The 16,595-nt window shown below is 70.2% G+C and carries 18 protein-coding genes and 1 riboswitch; of the genes, 6 read left to right on the top strand and 12 right to left on the bottom strand.

Annotation, left to right across the window (positions count from 1 at the left end; genetic code table 11):
• Positions 1-11: 11 nt before the first annotated feature.
• The 3 genes from HNO80_RS05260 to hemE all read right to left on the bottom strand — a co-directional run bounded on the left by HNO80_RS05260 (position 12) and on the right by hemE (position 3,495).
• Positions 12-677 carry a hypothetical protein gene (locus HNO80_RS05260; RefSeq protein ID WP_175321789.1) on the bottom strand — a complete coding sequence of 222 codons (666 nt, stop codon included), beginning with the start codon at positions 675-677 and terminating at the stop codon, positions 12-14.
• 134 nt (positions 678-811) lie between these two features.
• The gene (hemG, locus tag HNO80_RS05255) at positions 812-2,356 is read right to left on the bottom strand and encodes a protoporphyrinogen oxidase (protein ID WP_175321788.1); all 1,545 of its coding nucleotides are present in this window, start codon (positions 2,354-2,356) and stop codon (positions 812-814) included.
• Between the two features lie 5 nt (positions 2,357-2,361).
• The gene (gene hemE, locus HNO80_RS05250; RefSeq protein ID WP_175321787.1) at positions 2,362-3,495 is read right to left on the bottom strand and encodes a uroporphyrinogen decarboxylase; all 1,134 of its coding nucleotides are present in this window, start codon (positions 3,493-3,495) and stop codon (positions 2,362-2,364) included.
• Positions 3,496-3,653: 158 nt separating this feature from the next.
• Between hemE and HNO80_RS05245 the strand changes: the two genes are divergently transcribed.
• Positions 3,654-5,003 carry a glutamyl-tRNA reductase gene (locus tag HNO80_RS05245; protein WP_175321786.1) on the top strand — a complete coding sequence of 450 codons (1,350 nt, stop codon included), beginning with the start codon at positions 3,654-3,656 and terminating at the stop codon, positions 5,001-5,003.
• Positions 5,004-5,077: 74 nt separating this feature from the next.
• Here the strand turns inward: HNO80_RS05245 and HNO80_RS05240 are convergent, their stop codons facing one another.
• Entirely contained in the window at positions 5,078-6,091 is a 1,014-nt protein-coding gene (locus tag HNO80_RS05240) for an SDR family NAD(P)-dependent oxidoreductase (protein WP_175321785.1), read from the bottom strand.
• Between the two features lie 82 nt (positions 6,092-6,173).
• On the bottom strand, positions 6,174-7,385 hold the full coding sequence (gene moeB, locus HNO80_RS05235; RefSeq protein ID WP_175321784.1) for a molybdopterin-synthase adenylyltransferase MoeB: 1,212 nt from the start codon (positions 7,383-7,385) through the stop codon (positions 6,174-6,176).
• A gap of 6 nt (positions 7,386-7,391) precedes the next feature.
• Between moeB and HNO80_RS05230 the strand changes: the two genes are divergently transcribed.
• The 3 genes from HNO80_RS05230 (at position 7,392) to HNO80_RS05220 (ending at position 8,826) form a co-directional block, all read left to right on the top strand.
• Positions 7,392-8,138, top strand: a complete 747-nt coding sequence (locus HNO80_RS05230; protein WP_175321783.1) for a TetR/AcrR family transcriptional regulator — start codon at positions 7,392-7,394, stop codon at positions 8,136-8,138.
• Positions 8,139-8,230: 92 nt separating this feature from the next.
• Positions 8,231-8,455 (top strand): DUF3107 domain-containing protein, encoded by a 225-nt coding sequence (locus tag HNO80_RS05225; RefSeq protein ID WP_175321782.1) that lies wholly within the window; start codon positions 8,231-8,233, stop codon positions 8,453-8,455.
• Positions 8,456-8,523: 68 nt separating this feature from the next.
• On the top strand, positions 8,524-8,826 hold the full coding sequence (locus tag HNO80_RS05220; RefSeq protein WP_175321781.1) for a hypothetical protein: 303 nt from the start codon (positions 8,524-8,526) through the stop codon (positions 8,824-8,826).
• Positions 8,827-8,903: 77 nt separating this feature from the next.
• Here HNO80_RS05220 and HNO80_RS05215 read toward each other — a convergent pair whose 3' ends face one another.
• The 6 genes from HNO80_RS05215 to thiO all read right to left on the bottom strand — a co-directional run bounded on the left by HNO80_RS05215 (position 8,904) and on the right by thiO (position 13,434).
• Complete coding sequence (locus tag HNO80_RS05215; RefSeq protein ID WP_175321780.1) at positions 8,904-9,296, bottom strand: VOC family protein; 393 nt, start codon at positions 9,294-9,296, stop codon at positions 8,904-8,906.
• 5 nt (positions 9,297-9,301) lie between these two features.
• Positions 9,302-10,606: an RNA polymerase sigma factor gene (locus HNO80_RS05210; protein ID WP_349627224.1), complete on the bottom strand. Its 1,305-nt coding sequence runs from the start codon at positions 10,604-10,606 to the stop codon at positions 9,302-9,304.
• A 40-nt stretch (positions 10,607-10,646) separates the two neighbouring features.
• Positions 10,647-10,973 (bottom strand): YciI family protein, encoded by a 327-nt coding sequence (locus HNO80_RS05205; RefSeq protein WP_217500640.1) that lies wholly within the window; start codon positions 10,971-10,973, stop codon positions 10,647-10,649.
• Between the two features lie 129 nt (positions 10,974-11,102).
• Positions 11,103-11,912, bottom strand: coding sequence for a thiazole synthase (locus HNO80_RS05200; protein WP_175321778.1), 810 nt, complete (start codon positions 11,910-11,912; stop codon positions 11,103-11,105).
• A gap of 5 nt (positions 11,913-11,917) precedes the next feature.
• Positions 11,918-12,154, bottom strand: a complete 237-nt coding sequence (gene thiS, locus HNO80_RS05195) for a sulfur carrier protein ThiS (RefSeq protein WP_175321777.1) — start codon at positions 12,152-12,154, stop codon at positions 11,918-11,920.
• Positions 12,151-13,434, bottom strand: a complete 1,284-nt coding sequence (gene thiO, locus HNO80_RS05190; protein WP_175321776.1) for a glycine oxidase ThiO — start codon at positions 13,432-13,434, stop codon at positions 12,151-12,153. The genes thiS and thiO overlap by 4 nt, the downstream gene beginning before the upstream one ends.
• A riboswitch (TPP riboswitch) is annotated at positions 13,426-13,546 on the bottom strand. (Overlaps the previous gene by 9 nt.)
• Positions 13,547-13,572: 26 nt before the next feature.
• Between thiO and thiE the strand changes: the two genes are divergently transcribed.
• Complete coding sequence (thiE, locus tag HNO80_RS05185) at positions 13,573-14,301, top strand: thiamine phosphate synthase (RefSeq protein WP_175321775.1); 729 nt, start codon at positions 13,573-13,575, stop codon at positions 14,299-14,301.
• On the opposite strand, the gene HNO80_RS05180 is transcribed toward thiE, so the two are convergent.
• Positions 14,298-14,969: a ferritin-like fold-containing protein gene (locus HNO80_RS05180; RefSeq protein WP_175321774.1), complete on the bottom strand. Its 672-nt coding sequence runs from the start codon at positions 14,967-14,969 to the stop codon at positions 14,298-14,300. The two genes, thiE and HNO80_RS05180, sit on opposite strands and share 4 nt — an antisense overlap.
• Positions 14,970-15,009: 40 nt before the next feature.
• Here HNO80_RS05180 and HNO80_RS05175 point away from each other — a divergent pair, with 40 nt between their 5' ends.
• Positions 15,010-16,497, top strand: a complete 1,488-nt coding sequence (locus HNO80_RS05175; RefSeq protein ID WP_175321773.1) for an RNB domain-containing ribonuclease — start codon at positions 15,010-15,012, stop codon at positions 16,495-16,497.
• Positions 16,498-16,595: the final 98 nt, after the last annotated feature.

Genomic DNA, 16,595 nt, shown 5'->3' with positions numbered 1-16,595 from the left:
CTTAGATCCAACTAGACCCGGCGCATCCGCAGGGCCACGGCGCCTGCTCCCACCGACACCGCGACCAGGCAGATCCCCCAGCCGACAAGGGCGGAGGGGGATGGTTCGACGGAGGAGGCAGCCTGCATCTTGTCGCCGGACCGGGGCGTGGCGGTGGGAGATGCCTCCTTGGCGGCGGACATCGTGGTGGCGGAGCGGGGCGTGCCGCTCGGCGTTGCCGTCGGCGTACCAGCCGCAACACCGGGAGCGGCACCGGCGGGAGTGTCCTTCGCGGGCGTCTGGACCGGGGCCGGGGCCTGCTGGGTTCCGGAGGGCTGGCCGGCTACCGGCTGCGGGGCCGCGGGCACCGGCTGCGGGGCCGCGGGCACCGGCTGCGGAACCGAGGTCCCCGGGGCCGTGGCCCGCTCGGAGGCCTGCCGGGAAGCCCGCTGTTCCGGCGTCTCGGTCGGGTCCGGTTCGGCGGACGTCGGCGGGGCCGTGCTTTCGGTGGGGTCCGGGCTGCCGGAGTCGGAGGTGGGTGAGGGCGACGGCGTCGGGGATTCCACCAGACCGCCGATCAGGTCGTCGATGCCGACGGAAATCGAGGCTGACGGGCCGTCCGGGCTGGGCGTCGGGGTGGCAGCCTGGGTGGCAGGAACCCCTGCGGTGAGAGCCAGTACCGCTCCGAGTGCTGCCACTGCCGTGCCGCGTCGGAGTCCCCCATGGTGACCGGCCGGCGTTTCTGGAACTTCGGACCTGTGCATAACCATGGTCATCGAGCCTAGCCGGAGAACGTTGACGTGGAAAATTTGCCCAAACGCCTACTTTCCGGCTACCGGGAACCGTGCCGGGGCCGCCTTTCCGGCTCTGGGGGCAGGCTCCAGGGAACCAGGGCGGCCACCTGTTTGGGGGTGTCGGCGACGATGGCGGCGAGGCCGTTTCCGGACAGCCAGCCCCCGACGACGGCGAGGCCACCTTCGGCCGCGCAAAGCTGCCGGACCTGCTCGACCCGCCGCTTGTGGCCGAGTGCGGCGAAGGGCAGCGCGCCGGACCAGCGCACCACGTCCCAGCCGACGACGTCGGTCCGGGACAGCGGGACGGCGAGCAGCGCGGCGGCGTCCTGCAGCGCGGCGTCGAACAACTCTTCGTCGCTCCGGGGCTCCGGGGTCGCCGCGCCGTCCGGCACGTTCGCGCCGCGTCCGTAGGAGAGCCGGAGGACGTGCCGGCCGGGCGCCGTCCGTTCGGCTAGCCAGGCCCATTTGGCGGTCGCGTGGGTGAGGGCCTTCGTGCGGATGCCGGGGCTTTGCGGGGCCACGAGCACTCCGGTGCCGCGCGGCGCGGCGTCGAGGGCGGGGCTGTCCAGCACCAGGGTCACGAGCCGCACGTCGGGTCCCGCGTCCGGGCGGAGGGCCGCCAATGCCGGCAGCGTGCCCGCGAGCAGCGAGACGGCCGCCGGGCCCTCCACCGCGACCACCAGCCGCTCGGCGTCGAAGGTGGCCTGGCCCGCGGTGGCCCGCCAGCCGCCCGGGATGCGCTGGGCTGCGTCTACCCTGGTGCCGCTGAGCAGGGTCACGTCCAGCCCGCGCAGCTCGGTGAGGAGGGCGGTGACGAGGGTGTGCATCCCGCCACGGAGGCCGGCGACGGCGGAGCCCGCCTTCTGCAGGCCGGGCTGCTGGGCGCCGGGCGCTGGAGCGCTGGACCCCGGCGCACCCAGCCGCGGTCCGGCCCCCCGGCGCTGCGCGGCCACGGCGGCGGCGAGGGAGCCGTGCGTGCGGATTCCGGCGCGCAGTCCCGGCGCCACCATGTCCACGTCAAGCAGGGCGGGGTCGGCCGAGTGCACGCCGCCGACCACCGGCGCGACCAGCCGCTCCAGCACGCGTTTGCCCATCCGGGCGCGGACTAGGGCCGCAACGCTGGCGGCCTCGGCAGCGGTCCCCGCGGAGGCCGGCAGCAGCGCGTCGAGGGAGGCGCGCAGGGATCCGAGCAGGCCAAGGGAACGCCGGACTTCGGGGTCCCAGGGGTTGGCGGGAATTCCCAGCACGCCGGTCTTCGGCAGTTCCCGCGGCCCCTCGGGCAGCTGGACCCAGGCGCCGCCGGGGTTGGGCGGAACGATCTGCGCGCCGAGGCCCAGTTCTTCGGCCAGGCTGGCCACCGCGGCGGACCGGGTGGCGAAGGATTCGGCGCCGCTGTCCAGGGTCAGGCCGGCCACCACATGGCTGCCCACGCAGCCGCCCCAGGCCCCCGAGGCTTCCAGCACCGTGGTCCGGACGCCGGCCCGCGCCAGCTCGCGGGCGGCGAGCAGGCCGGAGATGCCGCCGCCCACCACCACGGCCGTCGGCGCGGAAGCGGTGGTGTCAGTGGCGGCGTCGGTGGCCATCGGGTTTACTCCGGGGCGATCGAGTGGATCAGTTCGACGACGCGGGTCAGCACCGCCGCGTCCGTCTCCGGAGGCACGCCGTGGCCCAGGTTCAGGACGTGGCCCGGGGCCGAGGCGCCGGCCTTGATGACGTCGCGGACATGGGCCTCGAGGATTTCCCATGGTGCGGAGAGCAGTGCCGGGTCGATGTTTCCCTGCAGCGGCACGGTCCCGCCGAGCCGGCGGTTGGCCTCGTCCAGCGGCAGCCGGTAGTCGACGCCCACGACGTCCACGCCGACGTCGCGCATCGCCACCAGCAGCTCCGAGGTGCCGGTGCCGAAGTGGATCAGGGGTGCTCCGAGGTGCCGGACGTGATCGAGGGCGCGGGCGGATGCCGGGGCCACGAACCGCGTGTAGTCGGCCAGGCCCAGGGAGCCGGCCCAGGAGTCGAAGAGCTGCCCGGCGGAGGCTCCGGCCTCCAGCTGCGCGCGCAGGAACATCCCGGAAGCGTCGGCTGCCCAGTTGGCCAGCGCCGTCCAGGTCTCCGGATCCGCGTGCATCATGGTGCGCGGGCCGAGGTGGTCGCGGGACGGCTTGCCCTCCACCATGTACGCGGCCAGTGTGAAGGGTGCGCCCGCGAAGCCGATCAGCGGGGTGCTGCCGAGTTCGGCCACGGTGAGCCGCACGGCCTCACGGATCGGCTCCAGCGCCTCCCAGCTCAGCTGGGGCAGCGCGGCAACGTCCGCGGCGGTGCGCACGGGCTTGTCCAGCACCGGGCCGACGCCGGGGACAATATCGACGCCGACGCCGGCCAGCTTGAGCGGGATGACGATGTCGGAGAAGAAGATCGCCGCGTCGACGTCGTGCCGGCGCACGGGCTGCAGGGTGATCTCGGAGGCGAGCTCGGGGCGCAGGCAGGAATCCAGCATGGCCACGCCTTCGCGCACCTTGAGGTACTCGGGTAGCGACCGGCCGGCCTGGCGCATGAACCAGACGGGCCGCCGGGAGGGCTTGCCGCCGCGGTAGGCGGTGATCAGCGGCGAGTCGGCGGTGCGGCCGTCCATCAGGGGGTGGCCGGCGTCGAGACTGTTGTGTGCCGTGCCGTCGTTTGCCGTGCCGTTAATTGCAGTGCCGTTCGTGGCCGCAGCGCTAGGAGTCATGCCTTTGATTGTGCCGAAAATCGGCCCCAAAAGATAACTACAACCTGTCAGGGCAGCCGCTGCGGACGCCTCCGTGGCGGGAATCACAACCCCGGGTGGGCAGTCCCACGCCCGGCAGTTGTTCTACACGGACGCGAAAAAGCTATGATTGTCGTGCTGTGGTTCTTTTCTCATTGGTGGCTACACACGCCGACATCGACCTGGAGACCGTTGCTCAACTGAGCACCGGCGCTTCCGGGCTTGCCACATCCGCCCTCGCCGAATCGCCGGCCGTGGCGGGTGCCGTTGTCCTTGCCACCTGCAACCGCTTCGAAATCTACGGCGAAGCGCCGCACCCGGACGACGTCGAGGCGGCCCGCGCCGCGCTGGTCTCCCAGATCAGCGGCGCCAGCGGACTTAACGAACAACTCGTCTCCCGGTCCTTTAGTACCCGCACCGGCCCGGACGTCAGCCGTCACCTGTTCGCGGTCAGTTCCGGACTGGATTCCGCCGTCGTCGGGGAACGCGAGATCGCAGGCCAGGTCCGGCGCGCCCTGATCACCGCGCAGCACGAAGGCACCGCGAGCTCCGGTCTCGTGCGGCTGTTCCAGGCCGCCTCCAAGACCGCCAAGGACGTCGGTGCACAGACGGCCCTCGGCTCGCGCGGACTGTCGATCGTCTCCGTCGCCCTGGACCTCGCCACCGACCTCTCCGAAAACCCCGACTGGTCCACCAAGAAGGCCGTCGTCTTCGGCACCGGCGCCTACGCCGGCGCAACCATGTCCCTGCTGCGCGAACGCGGCTGCACTGACATCTCCGTCTTCTCCTCCTCGGGCCGCGCCGCCGGCTTTGTCGCCACCCGCGGCGGCACCGCCCTGGACAGCGCTTCCCTGCCGGACGCCGTCGCGGCCGCCGACGTGATGATCGGCTGCAGCGGCTCCGACAACCGCGTCGAGGCCTCCGAACTGGCCCGGATCCGCTCGGCGTCGCCGCAGCCGCTGATCGCGATCGACCTGGCCCTCACCCACGATTTCGACCCCGCCGTCGCCGAACTCGACGGCGTCGAACTGCTCACGCTGGAGTCCGTCCGGCTGGCCGCCCCGCAGGAGCAAGCGGAGTCCCTGAACCAGGCCAGCGGCATCGTCGACGGCGCCGCCACCGCCTTCGAGCAGGAGCGAGAGGCGCGCTCGGTTGATTCGGCCATCGTCGCCCTGCGCCGCCACACGATGAACGTGCTCGACGCCGAAATGGAAAAGGTGCGCGCCCGCCACGGCTGCACCGCCGCGGCAGAGGAAGTCGAGTTTGCCCTGCGCCGGATGGTCAAGCAGCTGTTGCACGTGCCCACCGTCCGTGCCCGGGAACTCGCTGCGAACGGCCAGCAGGACGACTATGTGGCCGGCCTCGAGGCCGTCTACGGCATCACGGTTGAACAACCTGCGGGCCGGCGCCCCGCTTCCGGCACTGAGGCAGAGTGCCCGGTCGACCACAACGCGCTGCGCTCCGCCGACGGCCAGCGGGAAACGGCCTGATACCCCTCAGCCGCTAGCCCGGCGCTGTTCCGTCCGGCTGGCCAGGTCGGCCAGTCCGGCGGTCAGGCCCGCGGTTAGTCCGATTGCGCGGCGAAGGCGTTGACACCCGTCAGCTCGGCGGACAGCTGCCACAGCCTTTCGGCGTCCGCCCGGTCCACGGCGTGGGCATCCACTCCCCTGACCCGCGCTTCCGGCGTTCCCGGCACCGTCGGCTCGGCAATATCGCAGTCCTCGCAGTAGACGCCGCCCTTGCCGGCAAGCAGCGGCGAGGTGGCCGCCCAGACCGAGGTCGCGGCCCCCTGGGCGGGCGTCTTGAACCGCTCGTTGAGGTTGCCCTCCGCATCCATCCAGCCCGAGGCGATCATCTCTTCCCGGGGCAGGTGCCGCTGCAGCTCGGTCATGATGCCTCCCGGGTGCACGGCGAAGGCCCGGACACCGGCACGTTTCCCGAGCGCGTCCAGCTGCACCGCGAACAGCGCATTCGCCGTCTTCGCCTGACCGTAGGCCTTCCACTTGTCGTAGCCGGAGTCGAAATTGATGTCATCGAACCGGATGGGCGACAGCTTGTGGCCGGTGGAGGACAGTGCCACCACCCGGGCCCCCTCCCCCGCGGAGAGCGCGGGCCACAGCAGGTTGGTGAGCACGAAGTGGCCCAGATGGTTCGTGGCGAACTGGGATTCCCACCCCGGGCCAACGCGCTGCTCCGGGCTGGCCATGATGGCGGCGTTGTTGATCAGGATGTCCAGGCTGTTGCCGTCGCCGAGGAAATCGGAGGCAAGGAAATCGGCCGCGAACTCCCGCACGCTGTCGAGCTCGGCCAGGTCAAGCCCGGCCACGCGGACCCCCTCGAGGCCGGCCTCGGCCAGGACCTTGCGGGCATGGTCGGGGCGCCGCGCCGGAACCATCACCCGGGCCCCGGCGGAAGAAAGTGCCCGGACCGTCTCCAGGCCGAGCCCGGAGTAGCCGCCGGTGACCACGGCGGTCTTCCCGCTCAGGTCCACACCCGCGATGACCTCCGCCGCCGTCGAACGCGGGCCGAAACCCGAGCCGATCTTGTGCTGCGGGGTCAGGTCCGTGTCTTGGCTCATGGCAGTGCCTCTCGGGTAGGGGCCGGCGGCCCGGGGACAAGGTACTCCGGACAAGGTACCCAGGGAAAGGTGTTCAAAATTGTCAGTAGACCGGTTTGCCCGGTTCCACCTCGCGCACCCAGGCGAGGATCCCGCCCTCCAGGTGGCTGACCCGTTCGTAGCCGGCTGCCCGGGCGGCGGCGAGCACGGCCGCGGAGCGTGTCCCGCCCTTGCAGTGGAACACAATGTCCGTGTCCTGCGGCAGCTCGGCCCACGCGTCGCCGGCCAGGATCCGGCCTTGCGGGATCAGCGTGGCGCCGTCGATGCGGACGATGTCGAACTCGCCGCTTTCGCGCACGTCCACGAGCTGGAAATCCTTCAGCCCGGCCTTGCGCGACGCGAGCATGGTGGCGAGCTGGGTGGCGGTGACGGTGTGTTCGGTTCCGGCGTCTGCGGCGGGGGCGATCCCGCAGAAGGCCTCGTAGTCGGTGAGCTCGGCGACGCGCGGGGCTTCGGGATCCCTGGAGACTTTGATTTCGCGCCAGCTGCCGCCGAGCGCGTCGAACAGCGCCACCCGGCCCAGCAGCGAACGCCCGACGCCGGTGATCAGCTTGACCGCCTCGGTCACCATGAGGGAGCCGACGGCGGCGCACAGCATGCCGAAGACGCCGCCTTCCCCGCAGGAAGGCACCGAACCCGCGGGCGGCGCTTCGGGGTACAGGTCCCGGTACGTCGGGCCGTGCTGCTCCCAAAAAACGCTGACCTGTCCGTCGAAGCGGAAGATCGAGCCCCACACGTAGGGCTTTCCGAGGATGGCGGCGGCATCGTTGACCAGGTAGCGGGTGGCGAAGTTGTCGGCGCCGTCGACGATCAGGTCGTAGCCGGCGAAGAGCTCCAGTGCGTTGGAGGCATCCAGCCGGACGTTGTGCAGCCGGACATCGACCAGGGGGTTCAGCGCGGCGATCGCGTCGCGGGCGGACTCAGTCTTGGGCCGGCCGACGTCGGCCACACCGTGGATCACCTGGCGTTGGAGGTTGCTGAGGTCAACGTCGTCGTCGTCGATGATGCCCAGGGTTCCCACCCCGGCGGCGGCCAGGTAGAGCAGCGCGGGCGAGCCGAGGCCGCCGGCACCGATCACCAGGACCCTGGCGTTTTTCAGCCGGCGCTGCCCGAGCGTACCGATCTCGGGAATGATCAGGTGGCGGGAGTAGCGCTCCACCTCCTCCGGCGTCAGCGCGTCCGCAGGTTCGACCAGCGGTCCTGGCGCCGGCGGCGGGGTTGCGGGGGTTCCGTTTGGGGTCAACTGGGAAGCCATACTTCAATGTATGCCCGAAGATGCCGCCAGGTCATATTACCCCCGCGTAAAGTGGAGCTAACAGCGAAGGAAAGAAGGCCGACAGTGGTTCATCAGGCACCGGTTGAGCGGGGACACACCGGAAAGTCGTCGGCGGCCCAGACGCGGAGCGGGACGCAGCGCTCGGCGCGGCTGCCGCGCGATGAACGACGGGCCCAGCTGCTCGCCGCCGCGCAGGAGGTCTTCGTGGCCAACGGCTACCATGGCGCCGCCATGGACGAAATCGCCGAGACCGCGCACGTGAGCAAGCCCGTGCTGTACCAGCACTTCCCGTCCAAGCGCGAGCTGTACCTGGCCCTGCTGGACAGCCACTTGTCGGGGCTTACGGACCTGCTGCTCGGTGCGCTGAACTCCACGACGGACAACGACGAGCGCGTCCAGGCCGTCATGCGGGCCTACTTCCATTTCATCGCCAACGATGACCAGGCCCACCGGCTGGTCTTCGAATCCGACCTGGTCAACGACCACGATGTGAGCGCGCGGCTGGAAACGTTCAACAAGACCTTCGCCGACGCGATCGCGAAAGTCATCGCCGAGGACACCAAACTGCCGCTCCTGGAAGCCCAACTCCTGGGCCGGGGGCTGTCCGGAATGGCGCAGGTCAGTGCCCGGTACTGGCTGGAAACCGACGGTAACCTGGACATCGATGTGGCCAGTGACCTGATCTACCGTTTAGCTTGGCGCGGAATCTCCCGCTTTCCCAAAGAGTCCTAGACTACAAATAGAGAACACCTCCTAGAGGGAACTCGTAGAGAAAACCCTCGCAGAGAAAACTTGAACACTTTGATTGGCTGGGAGGCCTTGCTGTGGAAGTAAAGATCGGCATTCAGAACATCGGCCGCGAAATTGCCCTCGAATCCAACCAGGAAGCGGACGTAGTGGCGAAGCTCGTGGAAGAGGCCCTGTCCAAGGGCACCGAACTCCGCCTGACCGATGAGAAGGGCCGCCAGATCATCATCCCGGCGAACGTCCTGGGCTACGTGGAAATCGGCGCCGAAGAGGTCCGCCGGGTCGGCTTCGGCGCCCTCTAGGCAACGCCCCGGACCCGCACCCCTACCGTTCAACCCGCCCCCAACCCGCAGTTCCCAAAGGAGTCTGAATGCTGTCCCTGATTGTGGTGGCCATGGTGGCCGTAGCGGCGGGTTTTGTGGTCTGGGCCAACGACAAGCGGCACGCCAAGTACGGCATCACCGTGCCGGCCGGAATCGCCCTCGGCGTGGGGATGCTGAGCTGGATCATTTTCATGGCGGCAGGCTTCGGCTACCAGCCTGGACTGACCTGGATCCCGTGGGTCCTGCCCCTGCTGCTGGGCGCTGCGGCGGCGGTCGGCGCGGTGCTCTACCTCGGTAGGTCGCGCACCCGGCAGGACACTGCCCGGATGACCGCCATCCTGCGCCTCTAGCGGGCGGCTAAGTCGTAAAGCTCTGTGGCCACTCCCCCTCGGGTGAGTGGCCACAGTGCTTTAACCGGCTGAAGCCGTTAGCGCCGGGGAGCTTCCTTGACGTCCGGGGACGTGGATTCCTGGATGACCCAGCGGTTGCCATCCGGGTCGCTGAAATATGCGAAGGCGATTCCGCCAAGGTCCTGGACCTCGCTGATCTCTGCCCCGCGGCGGAGGAGCTCGGCGCGGGTGGATGCCATGTCCGGTACGACGAGTTGCAGGCCTTCCAGGCTTCCGGGGGCCATGCTGGTCATTCCCGTCCCGATGACAATCGAGGCGGCGGATCCGGGTGGGGTGAGCTGGACGACCCTCATCCCGGGGATGTATTCCACGTCGTGGTCCAGGTCGAATCCCAACTGGTCGATGTAGAACGACTTGGCTTTATCGACGTCGGCGACCGGCACTTGTATGACCTCGAGGCGCATCTCCATGCGCATCACAGTACCCCGGTTCCCTCGGCGCCGGTCTCCGCCAGGCGTTTGCTGAGGTAGCGGCGCTCGACCTCGGATGGTGCGAGTGCCCGGGCGCGCAGGTAGTCGCGGCCGGCCTCGTGCATTCTGCCCAGGCGCCGCAGGAGATCGGCTTTCGCGGCAGGCAGGAGGTAGTACCGCTCCAGTGACCGCGTCCGGTCCAGTTGCTCCATGAGGGCCAGCCCCGCCTCCGGCCCCTGGGACATCGCGACGGCGACGGCACGGTTGAGCTCGACGACCGGCGAGGGCGCCAGTTGCGCGAGGCGGTCGTACAGCAGTGCCACGCGGGCGAAGTCCGTGCTGCCGAAGTCGGGGGCGGTCATGTGGCACGCGGCGATGGCGGCCTGGATCCGGTAGCTCCCGGGCCGGGAGCCGCGGGAAGCCCCGAGCCGGTCGGCGGCCGCCAGGAGCGCGACGGCCTCCGCCGTCGCTGCCCGGTCCCATCGTTCGCGGTCCTGGTCCTCCAGTGTCACCAGGTCCCCTGCCGCGTCCGTCCGCGTTTTCCGGCGGCCATGCTGGAACAGCATGAGCGCCAGCAGGCCAAGGGCCTCCGGTTCCTGCGGAGACCCGTTGAGTAGACGGATCAGCAGCCGGTTGAGACGGATCGCCTCGCGGACAAGGGGCTCGCGGATCAACGTGGTGCCGCCGGTGGCCGCATATCCCTCGTTGAACATGAGGTAAAGGACGGACAGGATCCCGGCCGTGCGTTCGGAGATCAGCTCCGGCGGCGGCACCCGGTACGGAATGCCGGCATCCCGGATTTTGCCGCGGGCGCGGACGAGCCGTTTCGACATGGTGGCCTCCGGGACGAGGAACGCGCGTGCGATCTCGCCTGTCGTCAGGCCCGCCACTGTGCGCAATGTCAATGCCACCCGGGCCTCGAGCGGGAGGGCGGGGTGGCAACAGGTGTAGATCAGCCGCAGCCGGTCGTCGTCGCCAGCTGGATCGGCAGCTGGATCGCCGGGTGGCTCGTCAGCCAGCTCTTCGAGCTCGGCCAGGATTGTGAGTTCCCGCACCGCCCTCTTTTCGCTGGCCGCACTCCGCATCCGGTCGATCGCCCTGTTCTTCGCGACAGTTGTCAGCCACGCCCCGGTGTTGGCGGGGATTCCACGCTCCGGCCAGTCGACGAGGGCGCGCGCAAACGCGTCCTGAACACAATCCTCCGCGAGGCTCCAGTCGCCCGTCACGCGGATGAGGGTGGCGATGATCCTTGCCGTCTCCGCAGCGGAGGCGCTTTCGATGGCGGTCCGCACGGTCAATTCCGCTGCCACGCGGTCCCCCGTCCCGCTGTCTCTTGCTTCGGGCGGAGGGCTAGGAACCGAACGGCCACACGGGCCTGATCTCGATCTTGCCGAATTTAGCCATCGGGTGCTTGGACGCTACCTCAATGGCCTCGTCGAGATCGGTGCAGGCGATAATGTCATAGCCCGCGACCCATTCTTTCGTCTCGGCAAACGGGCCGTCCGCGACAATCACCTCGCCTCCGCGCACGGTGACGGTGGTCGCGTCCTCGACAGGTCGGAGCCTGTCGCCGTGGCGGGCGATGCCTCGGGCTTCTATCTCTGCCGCCCATTCCTCGATATTGTCCTCTGCGGGCACATATTCCGGTGCTGTGGGGTCGGTACAGATGAAAAGCATGTAGTCCACGGTGACTCCTTCTAGTAGGTCGTTACATCAGTACGACGAAGACGACGCCGCCAAAAGGACACCTGCCGCCAATTTTCTTTTCAGGAATCGTACTCCGGCCGGTTTCCCTGGCCGGGGCCGCTACAGGAACTCGGCGCGTCCTTCCATCGCGGACGAGGCGAGGGCGTGCTCGCGGCGCGGGATCCGGCCGGCACGTCGGGCCAGCCGGCCGGCAATGACGGCGTGCCGGAACGCCTCACCCATCAGCGCCGGATCCTGGGCGCGGGTCACGGCGGTGGCGAGCAGCACGGCGTCGCAGCCCAGTTCCATCGCGAGCGCGGCGTCGGAGGCGGTGCCAATGCCGGCGTCGAGCACCACCGGCACCGAGGCCCGGGAGACGATGAGTTCAATGTTGTGCGGGTTCAGGATGCCCAGGCCGGTGCCGATCGGGGCGCCCAGCGGCATCACGGCGGTGGCGCCGAGGTTCTCCAGCCGGAGGGCCAGCACCGGGTCGTCATTCGTGTAGGCGAAGACTTTGAAGCCGCGCGCCACCAGCTGTTCGGTTGCCTCCACAAGTTCCAGGGCGTCGGGCAGCAGGGTGTGTTCGTCCGCGATCACCTCGAGCTTCACCCAGTCCGTCTCCAGCGCTTCGCGGGCCAGTTCGGCCGTGAGGACGGCGTCCCGTGCGGTGAAGCATCCGGCGGTGTTGGGCAGCACCCGGATGTTGTGGTCCGCCAGCAACTGGAACAGCGAGCCGCTCTCGGCCGGCGAGTAGCGGCGCATGGCCACCGTGGTGAGCTCCGTTCCGGAGGCCACCAGCGCGGCGCCGAGGCCGTCCAGGCTGGGGGCACCGCCGGTGCCCATGATCAGGCGAGAGCCCAGTTCCACGCCGTCGACCGTTAGCGGGTCCCGGCGCGCCTGCTGGGTCCCGGTCAGCGCTGTTTCTCCCATGGCCTTCATCCTCCCTGTACTGCCGTGACGAGTTCGACGTCGTCGCCCTCGGCGAGCGCGGTCGCGTGCCACTGGCTGCGCGGCACCACCTCGGCGTTGCGGGCGACGGCGACGCCGAGCTTCCGGCCGTCCGTGGCCTGGCCGTCGGCGGCCAGCGTCCGGCCGGTGACCCCGCTGACCAGGGCGCTGACGGTGGCGCCGTCGGCGAGGGCGTGCTGCGCTCCGTTGAGCCTGATATTCATGCTGTTGTCCTGTCTTTCGCTGAAGCGTCCGCGGGCGAAGCGTCCCGCACGGATAAGTCGTGGGCTGGAGAAACCGGGCGGCGGCTGGAGAAGCGGTCCGGGCGGAAGCCCGCCCAGCGCGGGTCCGGCTGTCCGTCCAGCAGCGCCCGGCAGATGGCGGCGGCCACCGGGGTGAGCAGGACCCCGTGCCGGAAGAACCCGGTGGCAATGATGAGTCCCTCGACGTCCTGCCCGGATCCGGCGTTGGCCACGCGCCCCAGCAGCGGGGCGTTGTCCGGGGTCCCGGGCCGCGCCCGCGCCGTGGCCTCGAGCAGTTCCAGCTCGGCAACGGCCGGGAGCAGCTGCTGGGCATCGCGCAGAAGCTGGTACACGCCGCCGGCGGAGACCGCGCTGGCCTCGGAGGGCGCATCCTCCCGCTGGGTTGCGCCGATCACGACCGTGCCGTCCTCCCGCGGGACGATGTACACCGGAACCCCGCGGACCAGGCCCCGCACGGTCGAGCCCAGCAGTGGCCGGAGCCGTGCCGGGACCCGGAGCCGCAGGATGTCCCCGTAGACCGGACGCAGCGGCAGGGACAGTCCCCCGGGCAGGCCCTGCAGTTCCGCCGCCGCCAGGCCGTTGGCGACGATGGTCTCGCCGGCACGGAGCTCTCCGCCGCCCTCGAACCGGATTCCGGCGACGCGGCCGCCCTGCCAAAGCAGCCCGGCCGCGCGGCGGGGCACTGCCGTGAACCCGCTGTCGGTGGCCAGCAGTGAACCGATCCTCGCCAGCAGCCGCCGCGGATCCACCTGGTGGTCGGCAGGGATGTCGAAGGCGCAGGAAATGCCCGGGCTGAGCAGCGGTTCGCGGTTGCGTGCCTCACGCACGGTCAGCGGCTCCACGGCCAGGCCGCAGGCCTGCTGCGCGGCCCGCAGGTCGGCCAGCGCCCGCCGGTCGGCCGCGTCCGCGCCGACGGCGAGGGTCGGCGTCGTGAGATATCCGGTGCCGCCGCCGTCAGTCTTGCTACCGTCGCTGCCGCCGGCCAGGCCGGCGGCGAACTCCGGCCACAACCCTGAGGCTTCCAGCATCAGGGCCAGGAGCTCCTCCTCCTGGTAGTGGAGTTCACTCACGGGCGCCAACATGCCGGCGGCCGCCCAGCTGGCGCCGGTGCCGGGGGCATCGTCGACCAGCGCGACGGTACGGCCCGAACGGCGGGCCTCCCAGGCGATGCCGTGGCCGATCAGTCCCCCGCCGATCACGACGACGTCGTAATAATCCGGTGGTGCGGCGGATATGTCCATGGGGTTCCTTCCCTACGCCGGTACTAGCCGGATCAGGTCAAGCGGTCGGCTCTGACGCCCTCTCAGCCCGGCGGCCGTCTGACGGCTCGCGCGGGCTCCCGCGGTATGCGCCCAGTTTAGAGGAACTAGGCTTGGGGCATGAGCCAGGATGTCCACACCACCGCCCGCCTGTACCTGTGCACCGATGCCCGGAAGGAGCGCGGTGACTTCGAGGACTTCGTTGACGCCGCCTTTTCCGGCGGCGTCGACATCATCCAGTTGCGGGACAAGTCGCTGGAGGCGGCCGAGGAGCTTGAGCTGCTGGAGGTCCTGCACTCCGTGGCGCGGCGGCACGGCCGGCTCTGGGCGGTGAACGACCGTGCCGATCTGGCCTCGCTGGCCGGGGCGCCGGTGTTCCACATTGGGCAAAAGGACATCCCCTTCGCCGCGGCCCGGGATTTCCTGGGCAAGGGCACCGTGATCGGCATGTCCACGCACACGCCGCAACAGGTGGATGCGGCCATCGCTGCGTCCCCGGGCCGGGGCGGGCTGGACTACTTCTGCGTGGGGCCGGTCTGGGCCACCCCCACCAAGCCGGGCCGCGCCGCCGTCGGGCTGGACCTGGTGCGCTACGCCGCCGCGGCGATCGGCCGGGCCGAGGCCGCCGACGTCGGGAAAGTCGCCGGGGTGGTGCCGTGGTTCGCGATCGGCGGCATCGACCTGGGCAACGTGGCGCAGGTGGTCGACGCCGGAGCCAGAAGGATCGTGGTGGTCCGGGCGATTACCGAGGCCGCTGATCCTGCCGGGGCCGCACGCGCCCTGCTTGCCGCGCTCGACGCCGGGGCGGACGCCGACGCCGACGTCCGCAGCGGGGCCGCGGACAACTAGCCGGCGAGTCCCAGCTCGGACATCCGACGGGAATGCGCGGCGGCAAGCTCGGCGGTCAGGGCGCGGGCGAGTTCGCCGGCCCGGGCCTCGTCCGCGCCGGTCAGGCCGCCGAGGAAGGCGTGCTCCACGCTGACCCGCTGGGCCTGGGTAATCGCCTCGCCGAGCAACCGCCGCGCCCACAGCGCCAGCCGGGACGCCAGCCGGGGATCATCGGCGAGCGCGGCCTTGAGCCGGTCCCGCAGCACCACCGTGGCGTCCCCGGCCGCCTGGACCAGTTCAATCAGCCCGGCCGTCTCGGCGTCGACGTAGCCCGAAATGGACCGGTAAAAGTCCGCGGAGACCGTGTCGATCACGTAGGCCTTCATGAGCGACTCGTGCCAGTCGGCGGGGCGGGTGCGCTCATGGAAGTGGTCCACCGAAGGCTGGAACGGCAGCATGGCCTCCTCCGCGTCAATGCCCATCTCCGCCAGCTTCGCGCAGACCAGTTCGAAGTGCTGGAACTCGATGACGGCGAGGCGGCCCAGCACCGCCCGGTCGTGCAGGGTGGGCGAATACCGGGCGTCGGAGGAGAGCCGTTCGAAGGCCGAGAGCTCCCCGTAGGCCATCACGCCCAGCAGGTCCCGGAGGAAAAGGTTGTAGCGGGCGGGCTCGGCCGGGGAGGTGCTCATGCTTCAAGACTAGTAGCGGAAATCGGGCTAACCTGATTCCGTGTCTCATCATCGCCTGACTCCGAGCGTCCGCCAGCAGAAGAACCAGCTTGCCCAGGCGCTCAACGCACTGCGCACCGTCCTGGAGCTGCCGGGGCCGTTTCCGGAAGCCGTGCTCCGGGACGCCGAGGCGGCCGTCGCCTCCCACGAGCTGCCGGAGCTGGACCTGACGCACGTGGAATTCGTGACCATCGACCCGGCGTCCTCGACGGACCTGGACCAGGCCTTGTTCATTGACCGCGCCGGCGACGGGTACAGGGTTTTCTACGCGATCGCCGATGTCCCATCCTTCGTCGCCCCCGGCGGTGCGCTCGACGCCGAGACCCGGCGCCGCGGCCAGACGTTCTACACCCCGGACGGCCGCATCCCCCTGCACCCCGAGGTCATCAGCGAGGCGGCCGGCAGCCTGCTGGCGGGCCAGCTCTGCGCGGCCTTCGTCTGGGAGTTCGAGCTCGACGCCGCCGCCGAGGTGTCCTCCGTGCTGGTGCGCCGGGCACAGGTCCGCAGCCGGGCCAAGCTCAGCTATCACGGCGTGCAGGCCGAACTCGACGGCGGCACCGCGCACCCCGTACTGCAGCTGCTCAAGGAAGTCGGCAGCAAGCGGGTGGAGCTGGAGCGCCTGCGCGGCGGGGCCAGCCTGAACATGCCGGAGCAGGAAATCGAGCAGCTCCCCGACGGCGGCTACCGGATCGTCGCCGCGCCGCCGCTGCCGGTGGAGGACTGGAACGCCCAGATTTCGCTGATGACCGGCATGGCCGCAGCCGAGCTCATGCTGCAGGGCAAGGTCGGCATCCTGCGGACCATGCCCGCTCCGGATGAGAGCTCACTGCGGCACTTCCGGCGCCAGACCGGCGCACTCGGCAAGCCCTGGGACGGCCGGATCAGCTACGGGGAATACCTGCGCACCCTGGACCCCACCGACCCGCGCCAGCTTGCCATCGTGCACTCGGCCGGGATGCTCTTCCGCGGCGCCGGCTACACCCATTTCGATGGCGCCGTCCCGGAGGACGCCATCCAGTCCGCCATCGGCGCGGCGTATGCCCACTCCACCGCACCGCTGCGGCGCCTGATCGACCGCTTCGTCCTGGTCATCTGCGAGGCCCTGTCCAACGGCGCCGAGGTTCCGGGCTGGGCCCGCGAAGCGCTCCCCTCGCTGCCGGCCATCATGGCGGCCTCGGACCAACTGGCCGCCAAGCTGGAGCGGCTGTCGCTGGACACCGTGGAGGCGGCCCTCCTGAGCAATCACATCGGGCAGGAGTTCGACGCCGTCGTCATCTCCGGCTCAAAGCCGGCGAAGAACGGCACCACGAACGGAAACGGTAAGGGCAGCAACGGGAACGGCAACGGCCCGTCCGGGATCGTGCAGATCGCGGAGCCCGCGGTGACCGCACGGTGCCCCGGCGAACTGGAATCCGGCACCCAGGTCCGGGTGCGGGTCCTGTCCTCGGACATCGTCACGCGGGAGGTCCGGCTCGAACTCGTGGGCTGATATTGCGCCGCGCTTGCGCCGCGCAGCCGGGCCGTTGCCGCGCCGCACCGCGGGCCCCGGTCGAGGTTCCGAACGGCGAACAGCTAGACTGGAAGGGT

This window comes from Arthrobacter sp. C9C5 (assembly GCF_013359735.1).
In the GTDB taxonomy this organism is placed as follows: domain Bacteria; phylum Actinomycetota; class Actinomycetes; order Actinomycetales; family Micrococcaceae; genus Arthrobacter.
Note: the sequence above shows the minus strand (reverse complement) of the source record. Positions and strands in the feature narration are given on the sequence as shown.

Bases quoted from the DNA above. Each gene is read 5' to 3' on its own strand.
- moeB (WP_175321784.1), bottom strand. From the start codon at position 7,385: ATGGCTTCCCAGTTGACCCCAAACGGAACCCCCGCAACCCCGCCGCCG.
- HNO80_RS05230 (WP_175321783.1), top strand. From the start codon at position 7,392: ATGTATGCCCGAAGATGCCGCCAGGTCATATTACCCCCGCGTAAAGTG.
- HNO80_RS05215 (WP_175321780.1), bottom strand. From the start codon at position 9,296: ATGGAGATGCGCCTCGAGGTCATACAAGTGCCGGTCGCCGACGTCGAT.
- thiE (WP_175321775.1), top strand. From the start codon at position 13,573: ATGAGCCAGGATGTCCACACCACCGCCCGCCTGTACCTGTGCACCGAT.
- hemG (WP_175321788.1), bottom strand. From the start codon at position 2,356: ATGGCCACCGACGCCGCCACTGACACCACCGCTTCCGCGCCGACGGCC.
- thiO (WP_175321776.1), bottom strand. From the start codon at position 13,434: ATGGACATATCCGCCGCACCACCGGATTATTACGACGTCGTCGTGATC.
- HNO80_RS05180 (WP_175321774.1), bottom strand. From the start codon at position 14,969: ATGAGCACCTCCCCGGCCGAGCCCGCCCGCTACAACCTTTTCCTCCGG.
- HNO80_RS05240 (WP_175321785.1), bottom strand. From the start codon at position 6,091: ATGAGCCAAGACACGGACCTGACCCCGCAGCACAAGATCGGCTCGGGT.
- thiS (WP_175321777.1), bottom strand. From the start codon at position 12,154: ATGAATATCAGGCTCAACGGAGCGCAGCACGCCCTCGCCGACGGCGCC.
- HNO80_RS05205 (WP_217500640.1), bottom strand. From the start codon at position 10,973: ATGCTTTTCATCTGTACCGACCCCACAGCACCGGAATATGTGCCCGCA.
- hemE (WP_175321787.1), bottom strand. From the start codon at position 3,495: ATGACTCCTAGCGCTGCGGCCACGAACGGCACTGCAATTAACGGCACG.
- HNO80_RS05220 (WP_175321781.1), top strand. From the start codon at position 8,524: ATGCTGTCCCTGATTGTGGTGGCCATGGTGGCCGTAGCGGCGGGTTTT.
- HNO80_RS05200 (WP_175321778.1), bottom strand. From the start codon at position 11,912: ATGGGAGAAACAGCGCTGACCGGGACCCAGCAGGCGCGCCGGGACCCG.